This is a genomic window from Xanthomonas sp. WHRI 7064, assembly GCF_040202355.2.
GTDB classification, from domain to species: Bacteria; Pseudomonadota; Gammaproteobacteria; order Xanthomonadales; family Xanthomonadaceae; genus Xanthomonas; species Xanthomonas arboricola.
This window is the reverse complement of the sequence record NZ_CP167821.1, coordinates 4,332,104-4,355,000: the sequence shown is the minus strand read 5'-3', so window position 1 is coordinate 4,355,000 and position 22,897 is coordinate 4,332,104. Positions and strand designations below refer to the sequence as shown.

The window sequence follows — 22,897 nt, the reverse complement described above, 5'->3', positions numbered from 1 at the left end:
GGTGAAGTCGTAACAAGGTAGCCGTATCGGAAGGTGCGGCTGGATCACCTCCTTTTGAGCATGACGTCATCGTCTTGCGGGCGTCCTCACAAATTACCTGCATTCAGAGATTCATACCGGCACAGGTCGGTATGCGAAGTCCCTTTTGGGGCCTTAGCTCAGCTGGGAGAGCACCTGCTTTGCAAGCAGGGGGTCGTCGGTTCGATCCCGACAGGCTCCACCATATTGAGTGAAAAGACTTCGGGTCTGTAGCTCAGGTGGTTAGAGCGCACCCCTGATAAGGGTGAGGTCGGTAGTTCGAGTCTACCCAGACCCACCACTCTGAATGTAGTGCACACTTAAGAATTTATATGGATCAGCGTTGAGGCTGATACATGTTCTTTTATAACTTGTGACGTAGCGAGCGTTTGAGATATCTATCTAAACGTGTCGTTGAGGCTAAGGCGGGGACTTCGAGTCCCTAAATAATTGAGTCGTATGTTCGCGTTGGTGGCTTTGTACCCCACACAACACGGCATGTAACTCCGAGGCAACTTGGGGTTATATGGTCAAGCGAATAAGCGCACACGGTGGATGCCTAGGCGGTCAGAGGCGATGAAGGACGTGGTAGCCTGCGAAAAGTGTCGGGGAGCTGGCAACAAGCTTTGATCCGGCAATATCCGAATGGGGAAACCCACTGCTTCGGCAGTATCCTGCAGTGAATTCATAGCTGCTGGAAGCGAACCCGGTGAACTGAAATATCTAAGTAACCGGAGGAAAAGAAATCAACCGAGATTCCCTAAGTAGTGACGAGCGAACGGGGAGCAGCCCTTAAGCTGGAATGGCTTTAGAAAAACAATCTGGAAAGATTGGCCATAGAAGGTGATAGCCCTGTATTTAAAAGGGCCACTCCAGTGAAGACGAGTAGGGCGGGGCACGTGAAACCCTGTCTGAATATGGGGGGACCATCCTCCAAGGCTAAATACTCCTGACCGACCGATAGTGAACCAGTACCGTGAGGGAAAGGCGAAAAGAACCCCGGAGAGGGGAGTGAAATAGATCCTGAAACCGTGTGCGTACAAGCAGTAGGAGCTCGCAAGAGTGACTGCGTACCTTTTGTATAATGGGTCAGCGACTTACTGTTCGTGGCAAGCTTAACCGTATAGGGGAGGCGAAGGGAAACCGAGTCTGATAAGGGCGCATAGTCGCGGGCAGTAGACCCGAAACCGGGTGATCTAGTCATGGCCAGGGTGAAGGTGCCGTAACAGGTACTGGAGGCCCGAACCCACGTCTGTTGCAAAAGACGGGGATGAGCTGTGATTAGGAGTGAAAAGCTAATCGAACCCGGAGATAGCTGGTTCTCCTCGAAAGCTATTTAGGTAGCGCCTCGGACGAATACTACTGGGGGTAGAGCACTGTTATGGCTAGGGGGTCATCGCGACTTACCAAACCATTGCAAACTCCGAATACCAGTACGTACTATCCGGGAGACACACGGCGGGTGCTAACGTCCGTCGTGAAAAGGGAAACAACCCAGACCCACAGCTAAGGTCCCAAATTCACTGCTAAGTGGAAAACGATGTGGAAAGGCATAGACAGCCAGGAGGTTGGCTTAGAAGCAGCCACCCTTTAAAGAAAGCGTAATAGCTCACTGGTCGAGTCGGTCTGCGCGGAAGATTTAACGGGGCTAAGCAGTGAACCGAAGCTTGGGGTGCATAAAACTTGTTTTATGCGCGGTAGAGGAGCGTTCCGTAAGCCTGCGAAGGTGGATTGAGAAGTCTGCTGGAGGTATCGGAAGTGCGAATGCTGACATGAGTAACGATAATGCGGGTGAAAAGCCCGCACGCCGAAAGCCCAAGGTTTCCTTGCGCAACGTTAATCGACGCAGGGTTAGTCGGTCCCTAAGGCGAGGGCGAAAGCCGTAGTCGATGGGAAGCAGGTTAATATTCCTGCACCTCGCGTGAGTGCGATGGAGGGACGGAGAAGGTTAGGTGTACCGGGCGTTGGTTGTCCCGGGGAAAGGCGGTAGGTTTGGATCTTTGGCAAATCCGGGATCCTTTAAGACCGAGCACCGAGACGAGCCTTTATGGCGAAGTCACTGATACCACGCTTCCAGGAAAAGCTCCTAAGCTTCAGCTCACGAAGACCGTACCGTAAACCGACACAGGTGGGTAGGATGAGAATTCTCAGGCGCTTGAGAGAACTCGGGTGAAGGAACTAGGCAACATGGCACCGTAACTTCGGGAGAAGGTGCACCCTTTTTGGTGGCTCATGCGAGCTATAGCTGAAGAGGGTCGCAGAAACCAGGCCGCTGCGACTGTTTATCAAAAACACAGCACTCTGCAAACACGAAAGTGGACGTATAGGGTGTGACGCCTGCCCGGTGCTGGAAGGTTAATTGATGGGGTCAGCCGCAAGGCGAAGCTCTTGATCGAAGCCCCAGTAAACGGCGGCCGTAACTATAACGGTCCTAAGGTAGCGAAATTCCTTGTCGGGTAAGTTCCGACCTGCACGAATGGCGTAACGACAGCGGCGCTGTCTCCACCCGAGACTCAGTGAAATTGAAATCGCTGTGAAGATGCAGCGTTCCCGTGGCAAGACGGAAAGACCCCGTGAACCTTTACTATAGCTTTACACTGAACGTTGAGTTCGTCTGTGTAGGATAGGTGGGAGGCTATGAAACTGTGGCGCTAGCTGCAGTGGAGCCATCCTTGAAATACCACCCTGTCGTGCTTGACGTTCTAACCTAGATCCGTTATCCGGATCAGGGACCGTGTATGGTGGGTAGTTTGACTGGGGCGGTCTCCTCCTAAAGAGTAACGGAGGAGCACGAAGGTACGCTCAGCGCGGTCGGACATCGCGCACTGTGTGCAAAGGCATAAGCGTGCTTGACTGCAAGATCGACGGATCAAGCAGGTACGAAAGTAGGTCTTAGTGATCCGGTGGTTCTGTATGGAAGGGCCATCGCTCAACGGATAAAAGGTACTCCGGGGATAACAGGCTGATACCGCCCAAGAGTTCATATCGACGGCGGTGTTTGGCACCTCGATGTCGGCTCATCACATCCTGGGGCTGTAGTCGGTCCCAAGGGTATGGCTGTTCGCCATTTAAAGTGGTACGCGAGCTGGGTTCAGAACGTCGTGAGACAGTTCGGTCCCTATCTGCCATGGGCGTTGGAAGTTTGAGAGGGGCTGCTCCTAGTACGAGAGGACCGGAGTGGACGAACCTCTGGTGTTCCGGTTGTCACGCCAGTGGCATTGCCGGGTAGCTATGTTCGGAAGCGATAACCGCTGAAAGCATCTAAGCGGGAAGCGCGCCTCAAGATGAGACTTCCCGGGGCACAAGCCCCCTAAAGGAACCATATAGACTATGTGGTTGATAGGTCAGGTGTGTAAGTACAGCAATGTATTGAGCTAACTGATACTAATGATCCGTGCGGCTTGACCATATAACCTCAAGTTGCCTTGGTCCCAACGAACGTTGGTAGATCACCAAACGCAAGCTACGTCACAAATTACCTATGCGAGACGAGCGCTATCAAGCGCTGCTCCAACCGTCTCCCTGGTGAAATTAGCGCTGTGGAACCACCCGATCCCATCCCGAACTCGGAAGTGAAACGCAGCTGCGCCGATGGTAGTGTGGCTCAAGCCATGCGAGAGTAGGTCATCGCCAGGGGCTTTACCCGAAACCCTCAGTCCAATAGGACTGAGGGTTTCTTTTTGTGCGAAATTCGACCGAGAAAAGCCAAAGCAAAGGCCAGAGGCAAGCCGAAGCCAAGGCCAAAGCCAAAGCCAGAGGCAGAGCTGAAGCCGAGTAGCGCCAGGGCAATCGGGCAATCGGACGCTCCAGGCGCACCCTCGGCACCCTGCCACGCTGTGATCTGGGGCTCATCGACATGTAACGTAGCACCTGACGCGTCTGCCTATGCATGTCACTGACACGGTCCAAGGTTGAGCTTCTTTCTCACCTCTGTCCCCTGACTTTCACGGTGATGCCGAGTGGTGGGTGCTGGCAGTGATGCTGTTGTGCGGCAATGACCTCCCGCTTGCTTCTGCGCAATGTAGATGTACGGGCAAAGCACCTTATGCGGACATCAGGGCACAACAAAAAACCCCGCAATGCGGGGTTCTTGTTTTCCTCAGCAAGCCAAGAGATGGCCTGAAATGATTTGGACTGCCTCTCAGTCGCCCAGTGTCAGCAGCGAGGCATTGCCGCCTGCGGCTGTTGTGTTGATGGTGACGACCTTCTCGGTGGCGAAACGGAGCAGATAATGCGGGCCGCCGGCTTTCGGGCCGGTGCCTGACAGACCCTGGCCGCCGAAGGGTTGTACGCCGACGACCGCACCGATCTGATTGCGGTTGACGTAGACATTACCGACCGCAACACGCGTGGTGATGCGATCGATGGTCTCGTCGATGCGCGAGTGCACGCCCAGGGTCAGTCCGTAACCGGTGGCGTTGATCTGATCGATGACGGCGTCGAGTTGGTCGGCTTTCCAGCGGATGACATGCAGGACCGGTCCGAAAATTTCGCGCTGCAGCTGCGCGAGTGAGGTCAGCTCGTACGCGCGTGGGGCGAAAAAGCTGCCGTTGGCAGCGGCGGGATCCAGGGTGGTGGTGCCGATCAGGCGGGCTTCGCGATCCATGCGCGCCGCATGATCATCGAGGATCTTGAGCGCATCTGCGTCGATGACGGGACCAACATCGGTGGACAGCAGCGCAGGATCGCCGATCTTCAGCTCTCCCATCGCGCCGGCCAGCATGGTCATCACCTTGTCGGCGATGTCGTCCTGCACGAACAGCACGCGGGCCGCCGAGCAGCGTTGGCCGGCGGACATGAAGGCGCTGGAGATTGCATCCTTGACGACCGCTTCCGGCAACGAGGACGAGTCGGCGATGAAGGCGTTCTGGCCACCGGTTTCGGCAATCAGCACACCGATCGCGGCGTCGCGGGAGGCCAGGGTCCGGTTGATGACGCGTGCGGTCTCCGTGGAGCCGGTGAAGGCGACGCCCGCCACGCGCGGATCATTGGTCAGCGTGGCGCCGACGGTGGCGCCGTCGCCCGGCAGGAACTGCACGACCGCTTCGGGGATACCCGCTTCGTGCAGCAGCTTCACTGCGGCGTAGCCGATCAGGTTGGTCTGCTCTGCAGGCTTGGCGATGACGCTGTTGCCGGCAGCCAATGCGGCGGCGACCTGGCCGAGGAAGATGGCGAGCGGGAAGTTCCAGGGGCTGATGCAGACGAAGACACCGCGGCCATGCAGCTGCAGCTCGTTGGATTCGCCTGTCGGCCCGGGCAGACGCTCGGGTGCGCCGAACTGGGCGCGCGCCTGGGCTGCGTAGTAACGCAGGAAGTCTACCGCCTCACGCACTTCGGCCACGGCGTCGGGCAGGGTCTTGCCGGCCTCCTTGACGCAGATCGCCATGAACTCGGGCATGCGTGCTTCGAGCAGGTCGGCGGCATGCTCCAGGATGGTGGCGCGGCTGGCCGCCGGCGTGCGGTTCCAGGCCGGCTGCGCGGCAGCGGCGGTTGCCAGAGAGGTCTGCACGGTGGCCGGATCGGCCGGCTGCCAGTGCCCGACCGTTTCGCGTCGGTCCGCCGGGTTGCGCACCGGCTCGCTCTGCGTGCTGATCACCGCGCCGGGCACCAGTGGGGTGGCCTTCCACGGCTTGATGGCGGCATTGAGTTGCTCGGCCAGCTGCCGCAGATCGTTGTCGTTGGCGAGATTGGCGCCCATGGAGTTTTTCCTGTGTTGGTTCTGGCTGCGCAACAGATCGGTAGGCAGCGGAATCTTGGGATGCGGAATGGAGCCGAACGAGGACACCGCTTCGACCGGATCGCGGATCAGGTCTTCGATGGCGACGTCCTCGTCGGTGATGCGATTGACGAAGCTGGAATTGGCGCCGTTCTCAAGCAGGCGACGCACCAGGTACGGCAGCAGATCCTCGTGCGAGCCGACCGGTGCGTACACGCGACAGGGCAGCCCCAGGCGATCGGCCGGAATCACTTCGGCATACAGGTCATCGCCCATGCCATGCAGTTTCTGGTGTTCGTAATTCTTGTTGGTCGCGATTGCGCGTACCGCCGCGATGGTCTGCGCGTTGTGCGTGGCGAACATCGGATACAGCGCATCGCTGTGCGCGAACATGCGGCGCGCGCAGGCCAGATACGACACGTCGGTATTCTGCTTGCGGGTAAAGACCGGGTAGCCGGGGTGACCTTCGATCTGGGCGCGCTTGATCTCCGCGTCCCAGTACGCGCCCTTGACCAGACGCACCGGAATGCGACGGCCGACGCGGCGTGCCAGATCGGCGAGAAAATCGATCGTATACGGCGTGCGCTTCTGATACGCCTGCACCGCCAGGCCATAGCCCTCCCATCCATCCAGCGACGGGTCGGAGAAGGTGGCCTCGATGATGTCCAGCGACAGTTCCAGACGGTCGGCTTCTTCGGCATCGACGGTGTAGCCGATGCCGTAGGACTTGGCCAGTTGCGCCAGCTCGAGCACGCCCGGCACCAGCTCGGCCATCACGCGTGCGCGCTTGGCATGCTCGTAGCGCGGATACAACGCGGACAATTTGATCGAGATGCTGGGCGCTGCAAAGACATCGGTACCGACGAAACTGCCGCTGCGGCCGATGGCATGGATGGCATCGCGGTACGCCTGCAGATAGCGCTGCGCATCCTTCATGGTCAATGCGCCTTCGCCGAGCATGTCGAACGAATAGCGGTAATCGGCGTTGTCGCCCTTGCGCGAGCGCGACAAGGCCTCACCGATGGTGCGGCCCATGACGAACTGGTGGCCCATGATCTTCATCGCCTGGCGCACCGCCAGGCGAATCACTGGCTCGCCGACGCGGCCGATCAGGCGCTTGAACGCACCCGGCACGTCGGCGCGGGTGAGGTCGTTGAGCTGCACCAGCTTGCCGGTGAGCATCAGGCCCCAGGTCGATGCGTTGACCAGCACCGAGTCGCTGCCGCCGACGTGTTTTTTCCAGTCCGCATCGCCGAGCTTGTCGCGGATCAGCTTGTCTGCGGTGTCCTGGTCGGGAATGCGCAACAGCGCTTCGGCCACGCACATCAGCAAGACGCCTTCTTCGCTGCCCAGGTCGTACTGGCGCATGAAGGCTTCGATCGCGCCCTGGTCCTGCGCACGTGCGCGGACGCGGGTGACCAGGTCGGCGGCCACCGCCTGCACCTTGGCCTGCTCGGCGGCGGGCAGACGCGCCTGCTCGAGCAATTCGCGGACGTGCTCGGTTTCGTCCTTGAGCCAGGCGGCGGTGATCGCCGCACGCAATGCGCCGGGTGCGGCAGGCAGCTCGGGCGCCAGCAGCGGGCGCGCAACTGAGGGAGAGGCAAGCGGGTCGAGCTGAGCGTTCATGCGAAGGGTGCCTGGGAATCCGTGCTCATTCTAGAGAGCCGCAGCCCCTGCGCACTTGTGTGGAAGCGGCAACTTTTCCGCCGTTTTGTGCACGTGGCCGGTGCAGGCCCAAAACGGACTCGCTCCCTGCCGGCCGCAGCCACGGACATCGGCACATGCACCGGGAAGTGATTGATTTACGCGTGTTTTTAGCTGCACTGCAGCAATCGCATGATTGCCGGAAACGCTTGCCGCATGCATTCGTGCGGGTCTACCATCGGGCCATTCCCGCAGTGCGCTGCGTGTTGCCAATGATCGAAGTACTGCCGTTGATGTCCGAAGGGGTCGGGACGCAGTTGCGGTTGCGGCCTCCGCGGGCATTGTCGGCCAGGCAATTCGTGCAGCTGTTCGCAGTGTTGGCGGGAACGATGTGGGTATTTGCGGGCCTGGGGTGGTGGACCGGCAATGCATTCGCGCCGGTGTTCGCCCTGTTGCACAGTGGTGTGGTGGCGCTGGCGCTACGGCAGTTGTGGCGAAGTGGCGAGCGCGAAGAAGCGATCCGGGTAGGGGAGACCGTTGTCGAGGTGTTTCCATCCGGACATGCGCCACCAGCGTTTCAGGCACATCCGCATTGGGTGCGGTTATGCATGGATCGCGACGACAGGGTGGTGCTGGTCAGCAGCGGCAAGCAGATCGAGATCGGAAGTTTTCTCGGGCCGGCCGAACGTGTGGAACTGGCAACTACGCTGAAACGCTTGCTCGCGGCCGCCAATGGCCGTCACCGATGACGTAAGGGTCTAGGCAATGACGCAACGCAGCAGCTGGAAGGCGACGTATCCGAAATTGGCTTTGGCGATGCTGGCGCTGTCGAGCGCTTCAGTCGCCTGGGCGCAATCGGCCGACCCGAAGGAATGGCAGCTCAACATGGGCCGCGGGGTCACCCAGACCGCGCGCATGGCCTACGAGGCGCACATGGTGGCGCTTTGGGTCTGCGTGGTGATCGGCGCGCTGGTGTTCGGTGCGATGGGCTATGCGATCTTCAAGTTCCGCAAGTCCAAGGGCGCGGTGGCCGCACAATTCAGCCACAACACCACGGCCGAAGTGCTGTGGACGGTGATCCCGGTGCTGGTGCTGATTGCGATGGCCTGGCCGGCGACGGCCAAGCTGATTGCGATGTACGACACCCGCGAGTCGGAAATGACCGTCAAGGTCACCGGCTACCAGTGGATGTGGAAATACGAGTATCTGGGCCAGGGCGTGGAGTTCACCAGCCGGCTGGCGCGCGAATCCGACCGCATCCGCCAGAGTGGCGAGCGTCCGACCGCCGCATCGCAACCGCATTATCTATTGGATGTGGACAACCGCCTGGTGCTGCCGGTCAACACCAAGATCCGTTTCGTGATCACCGCCGACGACGTGATCCATGCGTGGTGGGTGCCGGCCCTCGGCTGGAAGCAGGACGCGATCCCCGGCATCGTCAACGAGGCATGGACCAATATCGAGCAGCCGGGCGTGTATCGCGGGCAGTGCGCCGAGTTGTGCGGCAAGGATCATGGCTTCATGCCGATCGTGGTGGAAGCGCTACCCAAGGCCGAATTCCAGCGCTGGCTGGCGGCCCGTCGCAGTGCCAGTGCAGCGCCTGCTGCACCGGCCGGCACCCCGGCGCCGGCGTCCACACCTGCAGCACCGCCTGCCGGCGAGGCCGCTCCAGCCGCGGCGCCTGCTCCGGCCGCCGCACCGACCGCCGCTCTTTAATCGCCCGCAACCGCACCGCTTCGTAGAGGTCGTTCCGTCATGGCGCATACCGCAGTCGATCACCACGGACACCACCAGCCCGGTTTCGTCGAGCGCTGGTTTTTCTCGACCAATCACAAGGACATCGGCACGCTGTATCTGCTGTTTTCCTTCGTGATGTTCATCATCGGCGCGGCGATGAGCGTGGTGATCCGCGCTGAACTGATGCAGCCCGGGCTGCAGTTCGTCAAGCCGGAATTCTTCAACCAGATGACCACCGTGCATGCCCTGGTGATGATCTTCGGCGGGGTGATGCCGGCCTTCGTCGGCCTGGCCAACTGGATGATTCCGCTGCAGATAGGCGCGCCGGACATGGCGTTGCCGCGCATGAACAATTGGTCGTTCTGGTTGTTGCCGGTGGCATTTACCTTGCTGCTGTTGACGCTGTTCCTGCCCGGCGGTGCGCCGGCCGGCGGCTGGACGCTGTACCCGCCGCTGTCGCTGCAGGGCGGCTACAACGTGGCCTTCAGCGTGTTCGCGATCCATGTGGCCGGCGTCAGTTCGATCATGGGTGCAATCAACATCATCGCCACCGTGCTCAACATGCGCGCCCCGGGCATCGACCTGCTGAAGATGCCGATCTTCTGCTGGGCCTGGCTGATCACCGCCTTCCTGCTGATCGCGGTGATGCCGGTGCTGGCCGGTGCGGTGACCATGCTGCTGACCGACAAGTTCTTCGGCACCAGCTTCTTCAATGCGGCCGGCGGCGGCGACCCGGTGATGTACCAACACATCTTCTGGTTCTTCGGGCATCCGGAGGTCTACATCATGATCCTGCCGGCGTTCGGCGTTGTCAGCGAGATCATCCCGACCTTCAGCCGCAAGCCGCTGTTCGGCTATCAGGCGATGGTCTATGCGATCGCGGCGATCGCGTTCCTGAGCTTCATCGTGTGGGCCCACCACATGTTCACCGTGGGCATGCCGCTCGGTGGCGAAATCTACTTCATGTTTGCCACGATGCTGATCTCCATCCCGACCGGGGTGAAGGTGTTCAACTGGGTCAGCACGATGTGGAAGGGCTCGCTGACGTTCGAGTCGCCGATGCTGTGGGCGGTGGCGTTCGTGATTCTTTTCAGCATCGGTGGATTTTCGGGTTTGATGCTGGCGATCGTGCCGGCGGATTTCCAGTATCACGACACCTATTTTGTAGTCGCGCATTTCCATTATGTGCTGGTTACCGGTGCGGTCTTCGCGCTGATTGCGGCGGTGTACTACTGGTGGCCGAAGTGGACCGGGCGGATGTACAACGAGACCTGGGCCAAGTTCCATTTCTGGTGGACGATGGTGTTCGTCAATCTGCTGTTCTTCCCGCAGCATTTCCTTGGCCTGGCCGGCATGCCGCGGCGAATTCCCGATTACAACGTGGTGTTTGCCGACTGGAACCTGATCAGCTCGATCGGCGCGTTCGGCATGTTCGCCACGCCGTTCCTGATGGCCGGCATCCTGCTCGCCTCGCTGCGCAGCGGCGCCAAGGCCGACGCACGTGCCTGGGAAGGCGCCAAGGGACTCGAGTGGACGGTGCCGTCGCCGGCACCGGCGCATACCTTCACCGTGCCGCCGGTGATCAAGCCTGGAGATCTTGCGCATGAAGACATCGGTCACTGAGTCCGCGCCGCCGGCTGTGGCACGTCTGCTCTCCGCTGCCGAACGGCAGGCGCAACAGCGTCGTGCGGTGCGCCGCACGGCGATCACCGTCGGCATCATCGCGCTGCTGATCTATGCGGGGTTCATTGCGTCGGGAGTCATCGGGCGGTGAACGCGCGGGCGCCCGCACCTGCACCTGCACCTGCACCGACGGCCGGCCTGTTCAAGCTGCTGGGTGTGGTGTTGGGCGTGTTCGTGCTGACCTTTTCGCTGGTGCCGCTGTATCGCATCGCGTGCGAAAAAGTCTTCGGCATCCGCATGGAACGCGCACCGGGCAGTACGCGTGGCAATGCCGCCGCGAGTGCAGGGGCCGGCAAACGCACGGTGCGGGTGGAGTTCGATGCCGGGGTCAATTCCAAACTGCCGTGGACCTTTCATCCCGAGCAGATGACGATGGATGTGGTGCCGGGCGAACTCAATGAGGCGCTGTACTTCGCACGCAACGACAGTGCGCGGGCAGTGGTCGGCAGTGCGGTGCCATCGGTCGCACCGGCGCGTGCATCCGGATACTTCAACAAGACCGAATGCTTCTGTTTTACCGCGCAGACCTTGCAGGCCGGCGAAACGCGCGACATGCCGCTGCGTTTCATCGTCGACCCGGCACTGCCGCCGGAAGTCACCACGATCACCCTGTCCTACACGTTCTATCGCAACGACACCCTGACCTCGGAGTTGCAGGGCGGTGGCGCATCCAGCGCGCCGCGCGCGGCGCCTTGATCCTTCATCCACACGCAGCACCGACACGGAAGCAACGCCATGGCCGACCATAGTCCTAACGCCGATGCGTATTTCGTCCCGAGCCAGAGCAAATGGCCCTTTGTCGGGTCGATTGCGATGTTCGTGATGATGATCGGCGTGGCCAGCTGGCTCAACGATGCGGCATGGGGGCGCTGGACGTTCTTCGTCGGCATGGCGATGTTGCTGGCGACCTTGTTCATGTGGTTTGGCGATGTCATCCGCGAATCCAACGCCGGGCACTACAACCGCCAGGTGGACGGCTCCTTCCGCATGGGGATGGTGTGGTTCATCTTTTCCGAGGTGATGTTCTTCTGCGCCTTCTTCGGCGCGTTGTTCTACACGCGGGTGCTGACGCTACCCTGGCTGGGCGGCGAAGGCGATGGCGTGATGACCAACGAACTGCTGTGGAACGGCTATTCCGCTGCATGGCCGACCAATGGTCCCGCCACGATCGGTGGACAGTTCCAGACCATTCCGGCCTGGGGCCTGCCGCTGATCAATACGCTGATCCTGCTCAGCTCCGGCGTGACCTTGACCATTGCGCACCACGCGCTCAAGGGCGGTCGTCGTGGGGCGTTATTGCTGTGGCTGGGCCTGACCGTGCTGCTGGGCTGCGTGTTCCTGTTCCTGCAGGCCGAGGAATATATCCACGCCTACACCGAGCTCAATCTGACGCTGGGATCGGGCATCTACGGCTCGACCTTCTTCATGCTCACCGGCTTCCACGGCATGCACGTCCTGCTGGGCACGATCATGCTGGCGGTGATGTGGCTGCGGGTGGCGCGCGGGCACTTCACCCGCGACAACCACTTCGCCTTCGAAGCAGCCGCCTGGTACTGGCACTTCGTCGACGTGGTGTGGCTGGCGTTGTTCCTGTTCGTGTATGTACTTTGAGGGCGGGGATGGGGAGTCGGGATTGGGGATTCGCCAGAGCGATCCGCGTTTGCTGTTACCAATCCCCAATGCCGAATCCCCAATCCCATCGGCCGCGTCAGCGGCCGAGTCCATGCGGCTTGATCCAGCCGGTGTAGATGCCGAGGATCACGACGGCGATCAGTGCGACCGATAGACCGATGCGCCAGGTCAGTGCGTTGACGGTGCGCTTGGTTTCGCCACGGTCGGTGAGCAGGTAGTACAGGCCCGCACCCAGGTTCCACAGGATCACGATCAGGAAGGCGACAATCAGCAACGTCTTGAGCGAATCGTTCACAACAGCCCCGGTGGTCGTCGGCGTGGTAACGGCATTGCACGCCTTTTTGCGTCGCTTGTCATGATGCGCAAGCACACGGCGGTGTTGGGATGGTGTCTGGCCGTGCTGGTCAGTACGGGGTTTGTGGCGCTTGGTCAGTGGCAGCTGCAGCGCATGCACGACAAACAGGCGTTGCTGGAACGCGCGGCGCATGTGCGGCAGACGCCGTTGACCCTGGTGCAGGCCCTGGCCACGCCGCATGCGCTGGCCTGGGTGAGCGGAGAGGTGCGGTTCCTGCCGCAGCAGGTGCTGCTGGACAACCAGCTACATGCCGGGCGCGCGGGTGTGCGGATCTATCAACTTGCCGCGCCGCAAGGCAGCCCGGTCGCGTTGCTGGTCGATCTGGGCTGGTTGCCGTTGCCGGCCGACCGGCAGCTGCCGACAATCGCGCCGCTGCAAGGCACCCGGACACTGCAGGGCTTGCTGAGTGCGCCGCCCTCGGCCGGACTCGCAATGGGGCCGGCGTTGGCCGCCGGTAATGCGCCGCAGACCTGGCTGGCCACGCGTCTGGATACCAGCGCCCTGCGCAGCGCGTTGGGCAGGCGCGACATTTCGTCGCAGGTCCTGCGCCTGGATCCAGCCCTACCGGTCGGGTATGCACGCGACCTGGAGATGCTGCCGAACACGCTGCCACCCGCGCGGCACTTGGGTTATGCAGTGCAATGGTTCGGTCTGGCCGCGGCCGTGCTGGTCACCGCGACGCTGCTGAGCTGGCGTGCGCGCCGCCGCCGTCGACGCGGGCACTGACGCCTGCGGCATGAGAAAATCGCCGGCATGACCTCCTCCACATCGGCCACGCCGCATTCGGTCAAACGCGGCCGCAGGATGCTGATTGCCCTGGCGGTGCTGTTCTTCGGCTCGATGTTGCTGGCCGGCGTGCTGCGCTTCTCCGGATGGCAGCCGGCATCGATGCGCAATCACGGCGAACTGCTCAAGCCGCCCGCCGACCTGCGCGGGTTGGTGCCGGTGCGCGCGGACGGGCAGCCGTATGCATGGACGCCTGCCGAACGTGTGTGGCGGATTGCGCTCGCACCGCCTGCCAGCTGCACGCAGCAGTGCGTGATGTTGGCGGCCGAACTGGACAAGGTATGGCAGCTGCTCGGCCATCGCGCCGACAAGGTGGAGGTGTTGTGGATCGGCGCCCCGCCGGCCGGTCTGCCGCCGATGCCGGCCCTGCGTGTGCTGCGCGACGACGCGCGGCTGCGGCAGGGCCTGCCGCGTGCCAACGATGCCGCCGGCGTGCCGGTGTATGTAATCGACCCGAATGGCTTCGTGATCCTACGGTACGCCCCGGGGTTCGACCCGGCCGGCCTGCGTGCCGATCTGGTCAAGCTGCTGAAACTGATGTGAGCCCGTTTCGATGAATCTGTTTGCGCCACCGGCATTGTTCCGCCACTTCCATCGCATGGCCTGGCTGGCTGCGTTGTTCACTGCGAGCACGATCCTGTTCGGGTCGTTCGTGCGCCTGTCCGATGCCGGCATGAGCTGCCCGGACTGGCCGACCTGCTACGGCCGCGTCACCTGGCCGCAGACCAGCGACGAAGCCAATACGCATGTGGCCAGCAAGATCCGGCCGCTGGAATCGCACAAGGCCTGGCGCGAGCAGGTGCACCGCTTCCTGGCCGGCGCGCTCGGGGTGGAGGTGCTGGTGCTGTCGTTGCTGGCGGTGCGCCGCCGCCGCATGGGCATCGCCCAGGTGGTTTCTGCCGCGGTGCTGGTGGCCTTGTCGATTCCGTTGTACATGTCCGGCTGGCACACGCTGGCGTTCGGCGTGGCGATTGCAGGCGAGGCCATCCTGCTGCTGGCGGCGCTGCGCTGGAGCAACATCGACCTGGCGCGTGCGGCGGTGCTGACGCTGGCAGTGGTGATCTTCCAGGCGCTGCTGGGCATGTGGACGGTGACGCTGCTGCTCAAACCCATCGTGGTGATGGGCCATCTGCTCGGCGGCATGCTGATGTTCTCGCTGCTGGTGTGGATGGCCTGGCGCGCGACCCATCTGCCGATCACGCTGGCCGATGCCTCGCGGCTCAAGTGGCTGCTGCGTGCGGGTGTGGCGGTGCTTGGCCTGCAGATCGCCCTCGGCGGCTGGGTCAGTGCCAATTACGCGGCGCTGGCCTGCGGTGGCGGCAGCTGGTCGGCCGACAATTTCCCGCGCTGCGTCAGTCAGTGGTGGCCGCCGCACGACTTCCGCGAAGGCTTCACGCTGTGGCGCGGAATCGGGGTGGATTACGAAGGCGGTGTGCTCGATGGCGCAGCGCGTATCGCCATCCAGATGGCGCACCGGTTGTGGGCAATTGCGACGGCGCTGTATCTATGGTGGCTGGCCTGGCGGCTGTCGCGTTCGCCGGGCATGCGGGTGTGGGCCGGTGCGCTGGCGGTGCTTGTGGCGGTGCAGGTGACGCTGGGCATGCTCAACGTCAAGCTGGCGTTGCCGCTGGAAGTGTCGGTGCTGCATAACGGCGGCGCGGTCGCATTGTTGTTCGTGCTGGTCTCGTTGCTGGCGCGGCTGCGCGCGCCGGAGTGAGCATGGCTGTCAGCGCACGCGATTACTGGGATCTGACCAAACCCAAGGTGGTGGCACTGATCGTGTTCACCGCCCTGGTGGGCATGTTCCTGGCCATCCCCGATGTGCCGACGTGGGTGCAGGTGCGCACCGGTGCGTTGGGCTTTCTGGGCATCTGGCTGGCGGCGTCGGCGGCGGCAGCGATCAACCAGTTGCTGGACGCCAAGATCGACGCGCAGATGGCGCGGACCTCGTGGCGCCCGCTGGTGGTGGGCAAGGTACGGCCGTGGCAGGTGCTGCTGTTTGCCGGCGTGTTGATCGTGATCTCCATGACCATCCTGGTGGTCTGGGTGAATGTGATCACCGCGGTGCTGACGTTTGCGTCGCTGATCGGTTACGCGGTGATCTACACCGTGTACCTGAAGCGTGCGACCTCGCAGAACATCGTGATTGGCGGTCTGGCCGGCGCCACGCCGCCGATGCTGGGCTGGGCCGCAGTGACCGGCTTGCCGACCAGCGCCGACTGGATCAACGCCTCGCTGCTGGTGCTGATCATCTTCATCTGGACGCCGCCGCATTTCTGGGCACTGGCGATCTTCCGCCGTGCCGATTACGCCAAGGCGGCGATCCCGATGCTGCCGGTCACCCATGGCGTGCCGCATACGCGCAAGCAGATCCTGGTGTACACGGTGCTGCTGGCGATCGTGACCCTGCTGCCGGTGGCGGTGGGCATGAGTGGGCTGTTCTACCTGGGCGGCGCGGTGGTGCTCAACGTGGTGTTCCTCTGGTACGCCTGGCGCATGCTCGACCCGCCGGACGAGCTGTTCTCGATGAAGATGTTCGGTTACTCCATCGTCTACCTGATGGCGCTGTTCGCGTTTCTGATGGTGGACCACCTGCTGTTGCCGTGGGTGCGCTAGCGGCAGCGAACGCCCGCTGCTGCCATCAAGGCGATCGATAGAGCTGCGATCGAGGCAGCCGTCAGGCGGATGCGGCCGGTGGCTGGAACCGGCCCATCTCGCTCTTACACACCCGTTGTGCGCGCCGTTGAGCATCCGGCGCGCAATCGCTACTCAGCTCATTCAAATTCGCTGTGTAGCGGGCTGCGCACTCATGCCAGCTCAGCTCAACCAGCTGGCGCAGTCGCTGGTGTTCTTGCTGTCGCAGCTGCTCTGCATCTTCTGCTGCAGGCGCGTCAGCACCGCATTGCCTTGCTGGCGATGCTGCTTGCTCCAGGTCTTCAACGTGGCACCCAGCGTGGCGAAGCGCTGCCGGGTGCGTTGGCGGTAGCCATCGGGCTGCCCGGCCAGCTCGCCGATCACCTGGGTGGCAGCGGCCTCGATGCCGGCGGTGTCGTCCGGGCTGAGCCGGATCAGGCCATCCACATACATCACGCCCCATTGCACGCGAGTGGCGGGGCCTTGCGCGCTTTCGTACGCCTTCCTGAGCCAGGACAGCGCGGTCTTCTTATCGCCGCGTTGTTCGGCCAGATCGGCCAGTTCGGGCATGTAGTAGTAAGGCGTCTTGCTGCGCGTCAATTCGGCCAGCAGCAACTGTTCGGCGCCACTGCGGTCGCCCACCTCGCCGAGCAATGCTGCGGCGGTACTGATGGTGGATTGGCGCTCCTCATCGGTCCTGGCGGTGTCGGTCGCCCATTGCACGCGTTGTTGCACGGTGTCGACCACGGCCTTGGGCAACGGCGGTTGCGGGTCCTTGGCCTCGGTTTCGGTGGGCTGGCCTTGTGCCAGGCGTGCCAGCTGGATGCGCGCGTACGCGGTGCCGAGCCGGTCGGCGATCGGCAGTGCGGTGTCGGCGTAGACCTTGTCCAATGCCAGATTCAGCGCATTGGACAAGGCAGTGCGCTCACCGGCATCGCTACTGGCAGCGGCGACCAGCCGTGCAGGCATGTAGCTCAGCGTGCCGAGATTGGCGCGCACCTCTGCCGGATCGGCCAGCACTGCTTCCAGCAACGTGCGTGACGCCGCGCTGGGTGTAGGCGGTTCCTTGGCTGCGGTAATCGCTGCCAGGGCGAAGCTGCGTTGCAGGGCCGGCTGTGGCGCCGACCTGGACAGGCGCGTGAGCACATCCACGGCCTGCTCCGGCTTGACCAGCCGATCGTCGGTGCCCCAGGCATAGTTGCCGAGCACGGCCCAGTCGTCCGCGCTGAGCTGCTGCGGGGTCTGCAATGCGGTGTCGAGCAGTTGCCTGGCGGTACTGGTGCTCTTGGCCGCGACCCGCAGCACATCGGCCAGACGTGCGTTGTCGGCATCGCCGGCCAGGCGGGTGATCTCGCTGCGATCCGGGCGCAGCACGATGATGGTGGGGTAGCCCTTGATGCCGAAGCGCTCGCCCCAGGCCTGCGCGCCCTCCGAATCGCCGTCCAGATGCACCGCCACGAATTGCTGCGTGCGGGCGATGAAGGCCGGGTCCTTGAACAAGGTGGCCTTCAGTCGATTGCAGGGCGGGCACCAGGCCGCACCCCAGTACAGCAGGATCGGCTTGCCGCTTTCCCTGGCTTCGGCGAAGGCATCTTCGACATCGCCCTCGCGCCAGGCGATGCTGGACGCAGGCGCCGGCGTGGCGGCCGCCTTGGTCTGTGCGGGGGCTGGCGGCGTGGCGGGCTTGTTGCAGGCAGTGAGCGTGGCCAGCACCGCCAGCAGCGCGATCAGGGACGGGGCAGGGCGTCGGAACGATAGCGTCATGGCAATCACCGATGGGGGCGGCAGCAAGGTGGATCGAACACTCTAGCGAGCGGCACTGTGCCAGCGTCGGAGTGCGTCATAACCGTTGTATATCTGCTTACAACCGGCACCGGCACGCAACGCGAACCGGTGTCGCGCCGGACGTAGCAGGCCGGCGATGGCGCGCAGGCAACGCGTCGGCGGCAAGCAAGCCTTTGCAGGGCATGCAGCGCGGGCTGTGCTGGGTGCCATCGATCAGACTACCGCCGTGCAGTGGCCGTTACCTTCAATGACCACCGGGAGTGATCTGCGGCTCGCCCGGCGCGTTGCGCGCATAACGCGCGGCCACGAATGCACAGACGATCAGCTGCAACTGGTGATACAGCATGATCGGCAACACGATCGCGCCCAGGCCACCGCCGGCGAACATCACCTTGGCCATCGGCACGCCGGTAGCCAGGCTCTTCTTCGAACCGCAGAACACGATCGCGATCTCGTCGGCGCGGTTGAAGCGCAGGCGCCGCGCGATGAAGGTGATCGAGAGCATCGCCACCGTCAGCAACAACGCGGCGGCACCGAGCACCGCGAGCAAGGCCGGCAACGGCGTCTTCTGCCACAGGCCTTCGTTCACCGATGCGCTGAAGGCGGTGTAGACCACCAGCAGGATGGTGCCCTGGTCGGTGTAACGCAGCACGGCGCGATGCCGTTCGACCCAGCCGCCGATCCACGGGCGCATGAAATGGCCAGCCAGGAACGGCACCAGCAACTGCAGCAGGATCTTGCCGATCGCTTCGGCCGGGTGCGCCATCGCGCCCTGGCTGCCGACCAGGGCGCCCATCAGCAACGGCGTGAAAAACACCCCCAGCAGGCTGGAAAGCGAGGCGGCACACACGGCTGCCGGCACGTTGCCGCGCGCCATCGAGGTGAAGGCGATCGACGATTGCACCGTGGACGGCAGCGCGCACAGAAACAGCACGCCGATATACAGCTCCGGTGTCAGCGCAAGATGCGCGAGCGGTTTGAACAACAGCCCCAGCAGCGGGAACAGTACGAAGGTGCAGGCCAGGATCACCAGATGCAGGCGCCAATGCAGCGCGCCGGCCTTGACCGCCTCGCGCGACAGGCGCGCGCCGTGCAGGAAGAACAGCGCGGCGATCGCCACGTCGGTGACATCGTCCATGACCGCCGCGGCGGTGCCGGAGACCGGCAGGAACGAGGCGAGCGTGACCGTGCACAGCAGCGCGAGGGTGAATGGATCAATGCGCAACCGCGCCAGCCAGTGTTTGATCATCGTGCGTATTCAGGGGGAGGGCTGTCTGCAGAGTGCCATTGTAGAGGCCAGCGTGCACCGTGCGAGTCGGCCGCGCAGCGCAGGCCGGGGACGCATGCGTGCTCGCACCGGCTCCGGCAGCAGCGTGCGCTTGCGCCTGCCTGCAGCGCTGCAGACGGCGCCGCGTGGGGTGATGAGCGATTCGTGCGATGCGTCGAGATTCCGCTGCGCGGCGCTTCTGGCACGCACATCCTTTGTTAGATTCCGGTTGCACACGCCGCGCGCATCCGTGCCGGAACGGTGCCCGCACGCCGCGTGCGTGTTCGCTCGTGTTTCCACGCAAGGCCTAAGGAAAGGAGCCGGTCCATGCGCTACGACCAATATCAACAGACCTTTGCGCTTTCCGCCCTGGCCAACTGGGTGGGCGATCGCATGGGCAGCCAGCCGGCGTTGCAGGCGGACTACCAGGCCACGTTGCTGCAGACGCTGGCATCGGCCGACACCCAGGACAGGATCGGCGACTGGCAACTGGTGTGGGGGCCGCAGGTCTGGCAGGCGGCCGATTCGTCGCTGTCGGGCAATGCCATGTACGTGGCCCATACCGATGCCATGCCGGGCATCGGCGAGGCGTATGTGGTCGCGCTGAGCGCCACCAACCCGGAGTCGCTCTACGACTGGTTCACCGAAGACTTCGATGTGTCCTCGGTGGTGGATTTTGCGACCTACACGCCGTTGCTCGGCACCGCGCCGGTTGCGGCGAAGAAACCCGTCAAGCCGGGTTCGGCGGTCATCTCGATGGGGGCCGCCACCGGTGTGTGGCATCTGCTCAACATGGTCAGTCCCTCCACCGCACTGGCGCCGAACACGACGCTGCTGGATTTTCTGCAAGCGCTGGATGGCAGCAAGGCGACGGTGATCTTTGCCGGACACAGCCTGGGCGGTGCGCTGTCGCCGACCTTGGCGACCTGGTTGAAGACCAACGGCAAACTGGACAATTTCAGCGCCGTGCACTGCTATCCCACCGCCGGCGCCACGCCGGGCAACGGCGGGTTCGCCGCGCTGTATGCACAGACATTGCCCTCTCCAGCACCGGGCGCGGCGCCGTATCAGATCTGGAATGCCGACTTGTGGAACACGCTCGATTGCGTGCCGCATGCCTGGACCGTGCCGATGCTGAGTCAGATCAAGACGCTGTACGGGAATGCGCCGATCAAGGAGATCGATGTGCTGGTCGATGTGGCCATCGCCAATGCGCTGGCGTCCACGGTGAACTACCGGCAGATCGCCAACCAGCCGCTGACCGGCACGCTCACCGGCACCCCTGTCACGGTCCTGCAATTTCTCGAGCAGATGGCTTCCCAGCACACCACCGCCTATCAGGCCTTGATTGCCCCGTGGCTCACGCCGGTGTCCGGTACGCCGCAGACCCAGAGTGCCGACGGCGCGCCCGCGCGCGATGCCCTGATCGAGCGGCTGACCGCGCATGCCGGCCAGGCCGCACTGGCCGATGCCGACAAGATCGAAGCGGTCAGCGCGGCGCTCGGCTCGATGGCCAAGACCTTGTTCAAGCAGCTATGAGCGCGCACCTGCATGCGGCGGCCAGGGCTGGCCGGCTGCGTCGGCAACAGGTGGTCTGACAGCGTTCGCCGCGTACTCAGTGCGCGCCCGAATGCAGGCGCGGCAGTGCGCAGTGCGTGCTGGTCGATCTCGTCGAGTCCGTGTGTGCGTTGCCTTGTCTGCAGCGCTTCAATGCGCTGCTGCAGCAGTTGCCGGTGCAACTGGGCCATGGCGTCGTGCAGCGTGCGCGCCTGGCCCGCACACGACAGCGTCAACCGATCCCCTCGTGTTACCCGCACTACAACGCAGCAAGCGCCTTGAACAGCTCGCGCAATTCGTACTTGTCGGTGTCGTCCAAGCCCTGCGCGCGCTGCTTGTCCTGCAGTTCGTCCAGGCGCTGCCGCAGCAATTGCTTGTCCAGTTGCGCGACGACGTCATGCAGTTCCATCGCCCAGCTGTGTTCGTCGCCGGGCAATGCCTGTGCGGCCAGTTTCTGCAGCGCGGCCTGTTCGTCGCGTTCGGCGAAGTGTTCCAGCAGTGCGCCGGTACTGATCTCCGGGCGTTGCCGCACCAGTGCCAGCAGTTCCATCAACAGGTCGATACCGGGCAGGCGCAGGCCGGAAAAATCGTGGTCGCCCTCCAGGCTCATCGCCAGCGACGGCCGCTGCAGCAGGATCGCGATCGACGCGCGCACCAGGCTGCGTTTCTGCGCGGGTGCACCCATGCGGGCAGGTGGCCGTGCCTGCGATGTGGACGCCTGCGCCGCCTGACTGACGCCCACGCCGGTGAGGCGCGACAGCTCCTGCTTCATCAGATCGCCGAACGCGCCTTCGGGGATCTGTGCCAGCATCGGCTTGGCGCGTTCGGCCAGTCGTGCCTTGCCATCGAGCGTGTGCAGGTTGATCTCGCGCGACATCTCGTCGAAGAAGAACTGCGACAGCGGCGTGGCCTGCTTCAGGCGCTGATCGAAGGCCTGCGCGCCTTCCTTGCGCACGATGGTGTCCGGGTCCTCGCCATCGGGCAGGAACAGGAAGAACGCCTGGCGGCCGTCCTTCATGCGTGGCAACACCGATTCCAGTGCACGCCAGCCCGCCTTGCGACCAGCGTTATCGCCGTCGAAGCAGAAGTACACATCCGGCGCGTTGCGGAACAGCAACTCGGCATGTTCTGGCGTGGTCGCCGTGCCCAGCGTGGCCACCGCCTGGGTGACGCCAAACTGGAACAGCGAGACCACGTCCATATAGCCTTCCACCACGATCAGCCGCTCGATCTTCTGATTGGCCTGGCGTACCTGCCACAGGCCGTACAACTCGCGGCCCTTGTGGAACAGCGCGGTTTCCGGTGAGTTGAGGTACTTCGGCCCCGGGTCGCGGCCATCGGCCGGCGCGCCCATGATGCGTCCGCCGAACGCAATCACGCGGCCGCGGCGGTCGAAGATCGGGAACATCACCCGGTCGCGGAACTTGTCGTAGACATGGCCGCGATCGTTCTTGGAAAACAGCCCGGCGCGTTCGAGCACGCTCATGCGGCGCGCATCGGTGCCCAGTGTGTCCTTCAGTGCGCTGTAGCCATCGGGCGCGTAACCGATCTGGAAACGCGCGCGGTTGTCGGCATCCACGCCGCGGCCGTCCAGATAGTCGCGGGCGCGTTCGCTGCCCTCGAGCTGACGCTGGAAGAACTTGGTCGCCGCTTCCAGTGCCGAATACAGCTCGCGGCTGTCGTCCTGCTGCTGCGGGGTGCGTTGCTGGGTTTCGCGCGGGATTTCCATGCCGGCACGCTTGGCCAGCTCGTCGACCGCATCGAGAAATTCGAGGCGGTCGTAATTCATCAGGAAGCTGATCGCGGTGCCGTGCGCGCCGCAGCCGAAGCAGTGGTAGAACTGCTTGGTCGGCGAGACCGTGAACGAGGCCGAGCGCTCGTCATGGAACGGGCAGCGCGCCGAGTATTCCTTGCCCTGACGCTTGAGCGGCACGCGACCGCCCACCACCTCGACGATGTCGGTGCGTGCAAGCAGTTCGTCGATGAATGCGTCGGGGATGCGGGCCATCCCGCTAGGATATCCCAGCCGCCGGCGCGCGCCGATTTCAGTGAGCGAGGGTCCTCAGCAAAGCGGTGGATGCCG

General features: G+C 63.2%; 16 protein-coding genes, 2 tRNA genes and 3 rRNA genes (1 of these 21 only partly in view). 16 read left to right on the top strand and 5 right to left on the bottom strand.

Annotated features, from left to right (window positions below; translation table 11 throughout):
- From ABQY74_RS18520 to rrf, 5 genes are all read left to right on the top strand, one after another.
- A 16S ribosomal RNA gene (locus tag ABQY74_RS18520) occupies positions 1-55 on the top strand; it begins 1,492 nt to the left of the window's first position.
- A gap of 92 nt (positions 56-147) precedes the next feature.
- A tRNA-Ala gene (locus tag ABQY74_RS18515) sits at positions 148-223 on the top strand.
- A 19-nt stretch (positions 224-242) separates the two neighbouring features.
- Positions 243-319: transfer RNA gene (locus ABQY74_RS18510), tRNA-Ile, on the top strand.
- Between the two features lie 227 nt (positions 320-546).
- Positions 547-3,427 (top strand): 23S ribosomal RNA (locus ABQY74_RS18505).
- A 112-nt stretch (positions 3,428-3,539) separates the two neighbouring features.
- Positions 3,540-3,654 (top strand): 5S ribosomal RNA (gene rrf / locus ABQY74_RS18500).
- The 16S, 23S and 5S rRNA genes sit together here with 2 tRNA genes alongside, the layout of an rRNA operon.
- 505 nt (positions 3,655-4,159) lie before the next feature.
- Here rrf and putA read toward each other — a convergent pair.
- Complete coding sequence (gene putA, locus ABQY74_RS18495; protein ID WP_349792657.1) at positions 4,160-7,360, bottom strand: bifunctional proline dehydrogenase/L-glutamate gamma-semialdehyde dehydrogenase PutA; 3,201 nt, start codon at positions 7,358-7,360, stop codon at positions 4,160-4,162.
- Between the two features lie 290 nt (positions 7,361-7,650).
- Here putA and ABQY74_RS18490 point away from each other — a divergent pair, with 290 nt between their 5' ends.
- Genes ABQY74_RS18490 through ABQY74_RS18465 form a run of 6 tightly spaced genes read left to right on the top strand, consistent with a single transcriptional unit; the run spans position 7,651 to position 12,409 of the window.
- Positions 7,651-8,127, top strand: coding sequence for a DUF2244 domain-containing protein (locus tag ABQY74_RS18490; RefSeq protein ID WP_104555098.1), 477 nt, complete (start codon positions 7,651-7,653; stop codon positions 8,125-8,127).
- A gap of 16 nt (positions 8,128-8,143) precedes the next feature.
- Complete coding sequence (gene coxB, locus ABQY74_RS18485; RefSeq protein WP_104567872.1) at positions 8,144-9,094, top strand: cytochrome c oxidase subunit II; 951 nt, start codon at positions 8,144-8,146, stop codon at positions 9,092-9,094.
- A 39-nt stretch (positions 9,095-9,133) separates the two neighbouring features.
- On the top strand, positions 9,134-10,738 hold the full coding sequence (gene ctaD / locus ABQY74_RS18480; protein WP_016902803.1) for a cytochrome c oxidase subunit I: 1,605 nt from the start codon (positions 9,134-9,136) through the stop codon (positions 10,736-10,738).
- The gene (locus tag ABQY74_RS18475; RefSeq protein WP_024938846.1) at positions 10,719-10,889 is read left to right on the top strand and encodes a hypothetical protein; all 171 of its coding nucleotides are present in this window, start codon (positions 10,719-10,721) and stop codon (positions 10,887-10,889) included. The genes ctaD and ABQY74_RS18475 overlap by 20 nt, the downstream gene beginning before the upstream one ends.
- Complete coding sequence (locus ABQY74_RS18470; protein WP_349792655.1) at positions 10,886-11,494, top strand: cytochrome c oxidase assembly protein; 609 nt, start codon at positions 10,886-10,888, stop codon at positions 11,492-11,494. Before ABQY74_RS18475 ends, ABQY74_RS18470 begins: the two co-directional genes overlap by 4 nt.
- 39 nt (positions 11,495-11,533) lie before the next feature.
- Entirely contained in the window at positions 11,534-12,409 is an 876-nt protein-coding gene (locus ABQY74_RS18465; RefSeq protein ID WP_065048557.1) for a cytochrome c oxidase subunit 3, read from the top strand.
- A gap of 97 nt (positions 12,410-12,506) precedes the next feature.
- Here the strand turns inward: ABQY74_RS18465 and ABQY74_RS18460 are convergent, their stop codons facing one another.
- Positions 12,507-12,725 (bottom strand): twin transmembrane helix small protein, encoded by a 219-nt coding sequence (locus ABQY74_RS18460; protein ID WP_006449736.1) that lies wholly within the window; start codon positions 12,723-12,725, stop codon positions 12,507-12,509.
- Positions 12,726-12,785: 60 nt separating this feature from the next.
- Between ABQY74_RS18460 and ABQY74_RS18455 the strand changes: the two genes are divergently transcribed.
- From ABQY74_RS18455 to cyoE, 4 genes are read left to right on the top strand one after another with little or no spacing between them, the layout of a single operon-like run.
- Positions 12,786-13,511 carry an SURF1 family protein gene (locus ABQY74_RS18455; protein ID WP_104599858.1) on the top strand — a complete coding sequence of 242 codons (726 nt, stop codon included), beginning with the start codon at positions 12,786-12,788 and terminating at the stop codon, positions 13,509-13,511.
- A gap of 27 nt (positions 13,512-13,538) precedes the next feature.
- Positions 13,539-14,114 carry a hypothetical protein gene (locus tag ABQY74_RS18450; protein WP_047129520.1) on the top strand — a complete coding sequence of 192 codons (576 nt, stop codon included), beginning with the start codon at positions 13,539-13,541 and terminating at the stop codon, positions 14,112-14,114.
- Positions 14,115-14,124: 10 nt separating this feature from the next.
- Positions 14,125-15,288 (top strand): heme A synthase, encoded by a 1,164-nt coding sequence (locus ABQY74_RS18445; protein ID WP_039816000.1) that lies wholly within the window; start codon positions 14,125-14,127, stop codon positions 15,286-15,288.
- Positions 15,289-15,290: 2 nt separating this feature from the next.
- Positions 15,291-16,187 (top strand): heme o synthase, encoded by an 897-nt coding sequence (gene cyoE, locus ABQY74_RS18440; protein WP_016902810.1) that lies wholly within the window; start codon positions 15,291-15,293, stop codon positions 16,185-16,187.
- A 201-nt stretch (positions 16,188-16,388) separates the two neighbouring features.
- Here cyoE and ABQY74_RS18435 read toward each other — a convergent pair whose 3' ends face one another.
- Together ABQY74_RS18435 and ABQY74_RS18430 are read right to left on the bottom strand one after the other, a co-directional pair.
- Entirely contained in the window at positions 16,389-17,969 is a 1,581-nt protein-coding gene (locus ABQY74_RS18435; protein WP_184231272.1) for a thioredoxin family protein, read from the bottom strand.
- Positions 17,970-18,234: 265 nt separating this feature from the next.
- Complete coding sequence (locus ABQY74_RS18430; RefSeq protein WP_039524893.1) at positions 18,235-19,239, bottom strand: bile acid:sodium symporter family protein; 1,005 nt, start codon at positions 19,237-19,239, stop codon at positions 18,235-18,237.
- A gap of 345 nt (positions 19,240-19,584) precedes the next feature.
- Between ABQY74_RS18430 and ABQY74_RS18425 the strand changes: the two genes are divergently transcribed.
- Positions 19,585-20,796: a hypothetical protein gene (locus ABQY74_RS18425; RefSeq protein ID WP_349792651.1), complete on the top strand. Its 1,212-nt coding sequence runs from the start codon at positions 19,585-19,587 to the stop codon at positions 20,794-20,796.
- Positions 20,797-21,073: 277 nt separating this feature from the next.
- On the opposite strand, the gene dnaG is transcribed toward ABQY74_RS18425, so the two are convergent.
- Positions 21,074-22,822 (bottom strand): DNA primase, encoded by a 1,749-nt coding sequence (gene dnaG / locus ABQY74_RS18420; RefSeq protein WP_039518482.1) that lies wholly within the window; start codon positions 22,820-22,822, stop codon positions 21,074-21,076.
- Positions 22,823-22,897: the final 75 nt, after the last annotated feature.

What these genes read in the sequence shown, in the direction of transcription:
- ABQY74_RS18435 (WP_184231272.1), bottom strand. Translation starts at nt 17,969, where the DNA reads ATGACGCTATCGTTCCGACGCCCTGCCCCGTCCCTGATCGCGCTGCTG.
- ctaD (WP_016902803.1), top strand. Translation starts at nt 9,134, where the DNA reads ATGGCGCATACCGCAGTCGATCACCACGGACACCACCAGCCCGGTTTC.
- ABQY74_RS18455 (WP_104599858.1), top strand. Translation starts at nt 12,786, where the DNA reads ATGATGCGCAAGCACACGGCGGTGTTGGGATGGTGTCTGGCCGTGCTG.
- cyoE (WP_016902810.1), top strand. Translation starts at nt 15,291, where the DNA reads ATGGCTGTCAGCGCACGCGATTACTGGGATCTGACCAAACCCAAGGTG.
- ABQY74_RS18475 (WP_024938846.1), top strand. Translation starts at nt 10,719, where the DNA reads ATGAAGACATCGGTCACTGAGTCCGCGCCGCCGGCTGTGGCACGTCTG.
- ABQY74_RS18450 (WP_047129520.1), top strand. Translation starts at nt 13,539, where the DNA reads ATGACCTCCTCCACATCGGCCACGCCGCATTCGGTCAAACGCGGCCGC.
- ABQY74_RS18445 (WP_039816000.1), top strand. Translation starts at nt 14,125, where the DNA reads ATGAATCTGTTTGCGCCACCGGCATTGTTCCGCCACTTCCATCGCATG.
- ABQY74_RS18490 (WP_104555098.1), top strand. Translation starts at nt 7,651, where the DNA reads ATGATCGAAGTACTGCCGTTGATGTCCGAAGGGGTCGGGACGCAGTTG.
- putA (WP_349792657.1), bottom strand. Translation starts at nt 7,360, where the DNA reads ATGAACGCTCAGCTCGACCCGCTTGCCTCTCCCTCAGTTGCGCGCCCG.
- coxB (WP_104567872.1), top strand. Translation starts at nt 8,144, where the DNA reads ATGACGCAACGCAGCAGCTGGAAGGCGACGTATCCGAAATTGGCTTTG.
- ABQY74_RS18430 (WP_039524893.1), bottom strand. Translation starts at nt 19,239, where the DNA reads ATGATCAAACACTGGCTGGCGCGGTTGCGCATTGATCCATTCACCCTC.
- dnaG (WP_039518482.1), bottom strand. Translation starts at nt 22,822, where the DNA reads ATGGCCCGCATCCCCGACGCATTCATCGACGAACTGCTTGCACGCACC.
- ABQY74_RS18425 (WP_349792651.1), top strand. Translation starts at nt 19,585, where the DNA reads ATGCGCTACGACCAATATCAACAGACCTTTGCGCTTTCCGCCCTGGCC.
- ABQY74_RS18465 (WP_065048557.1), top strand. Translation starts at nt 11,534, where the DNA reads ATGGCCGACCATAGTCCTAACGCCGATGCGTATTTCGTCCCGAGCCAG.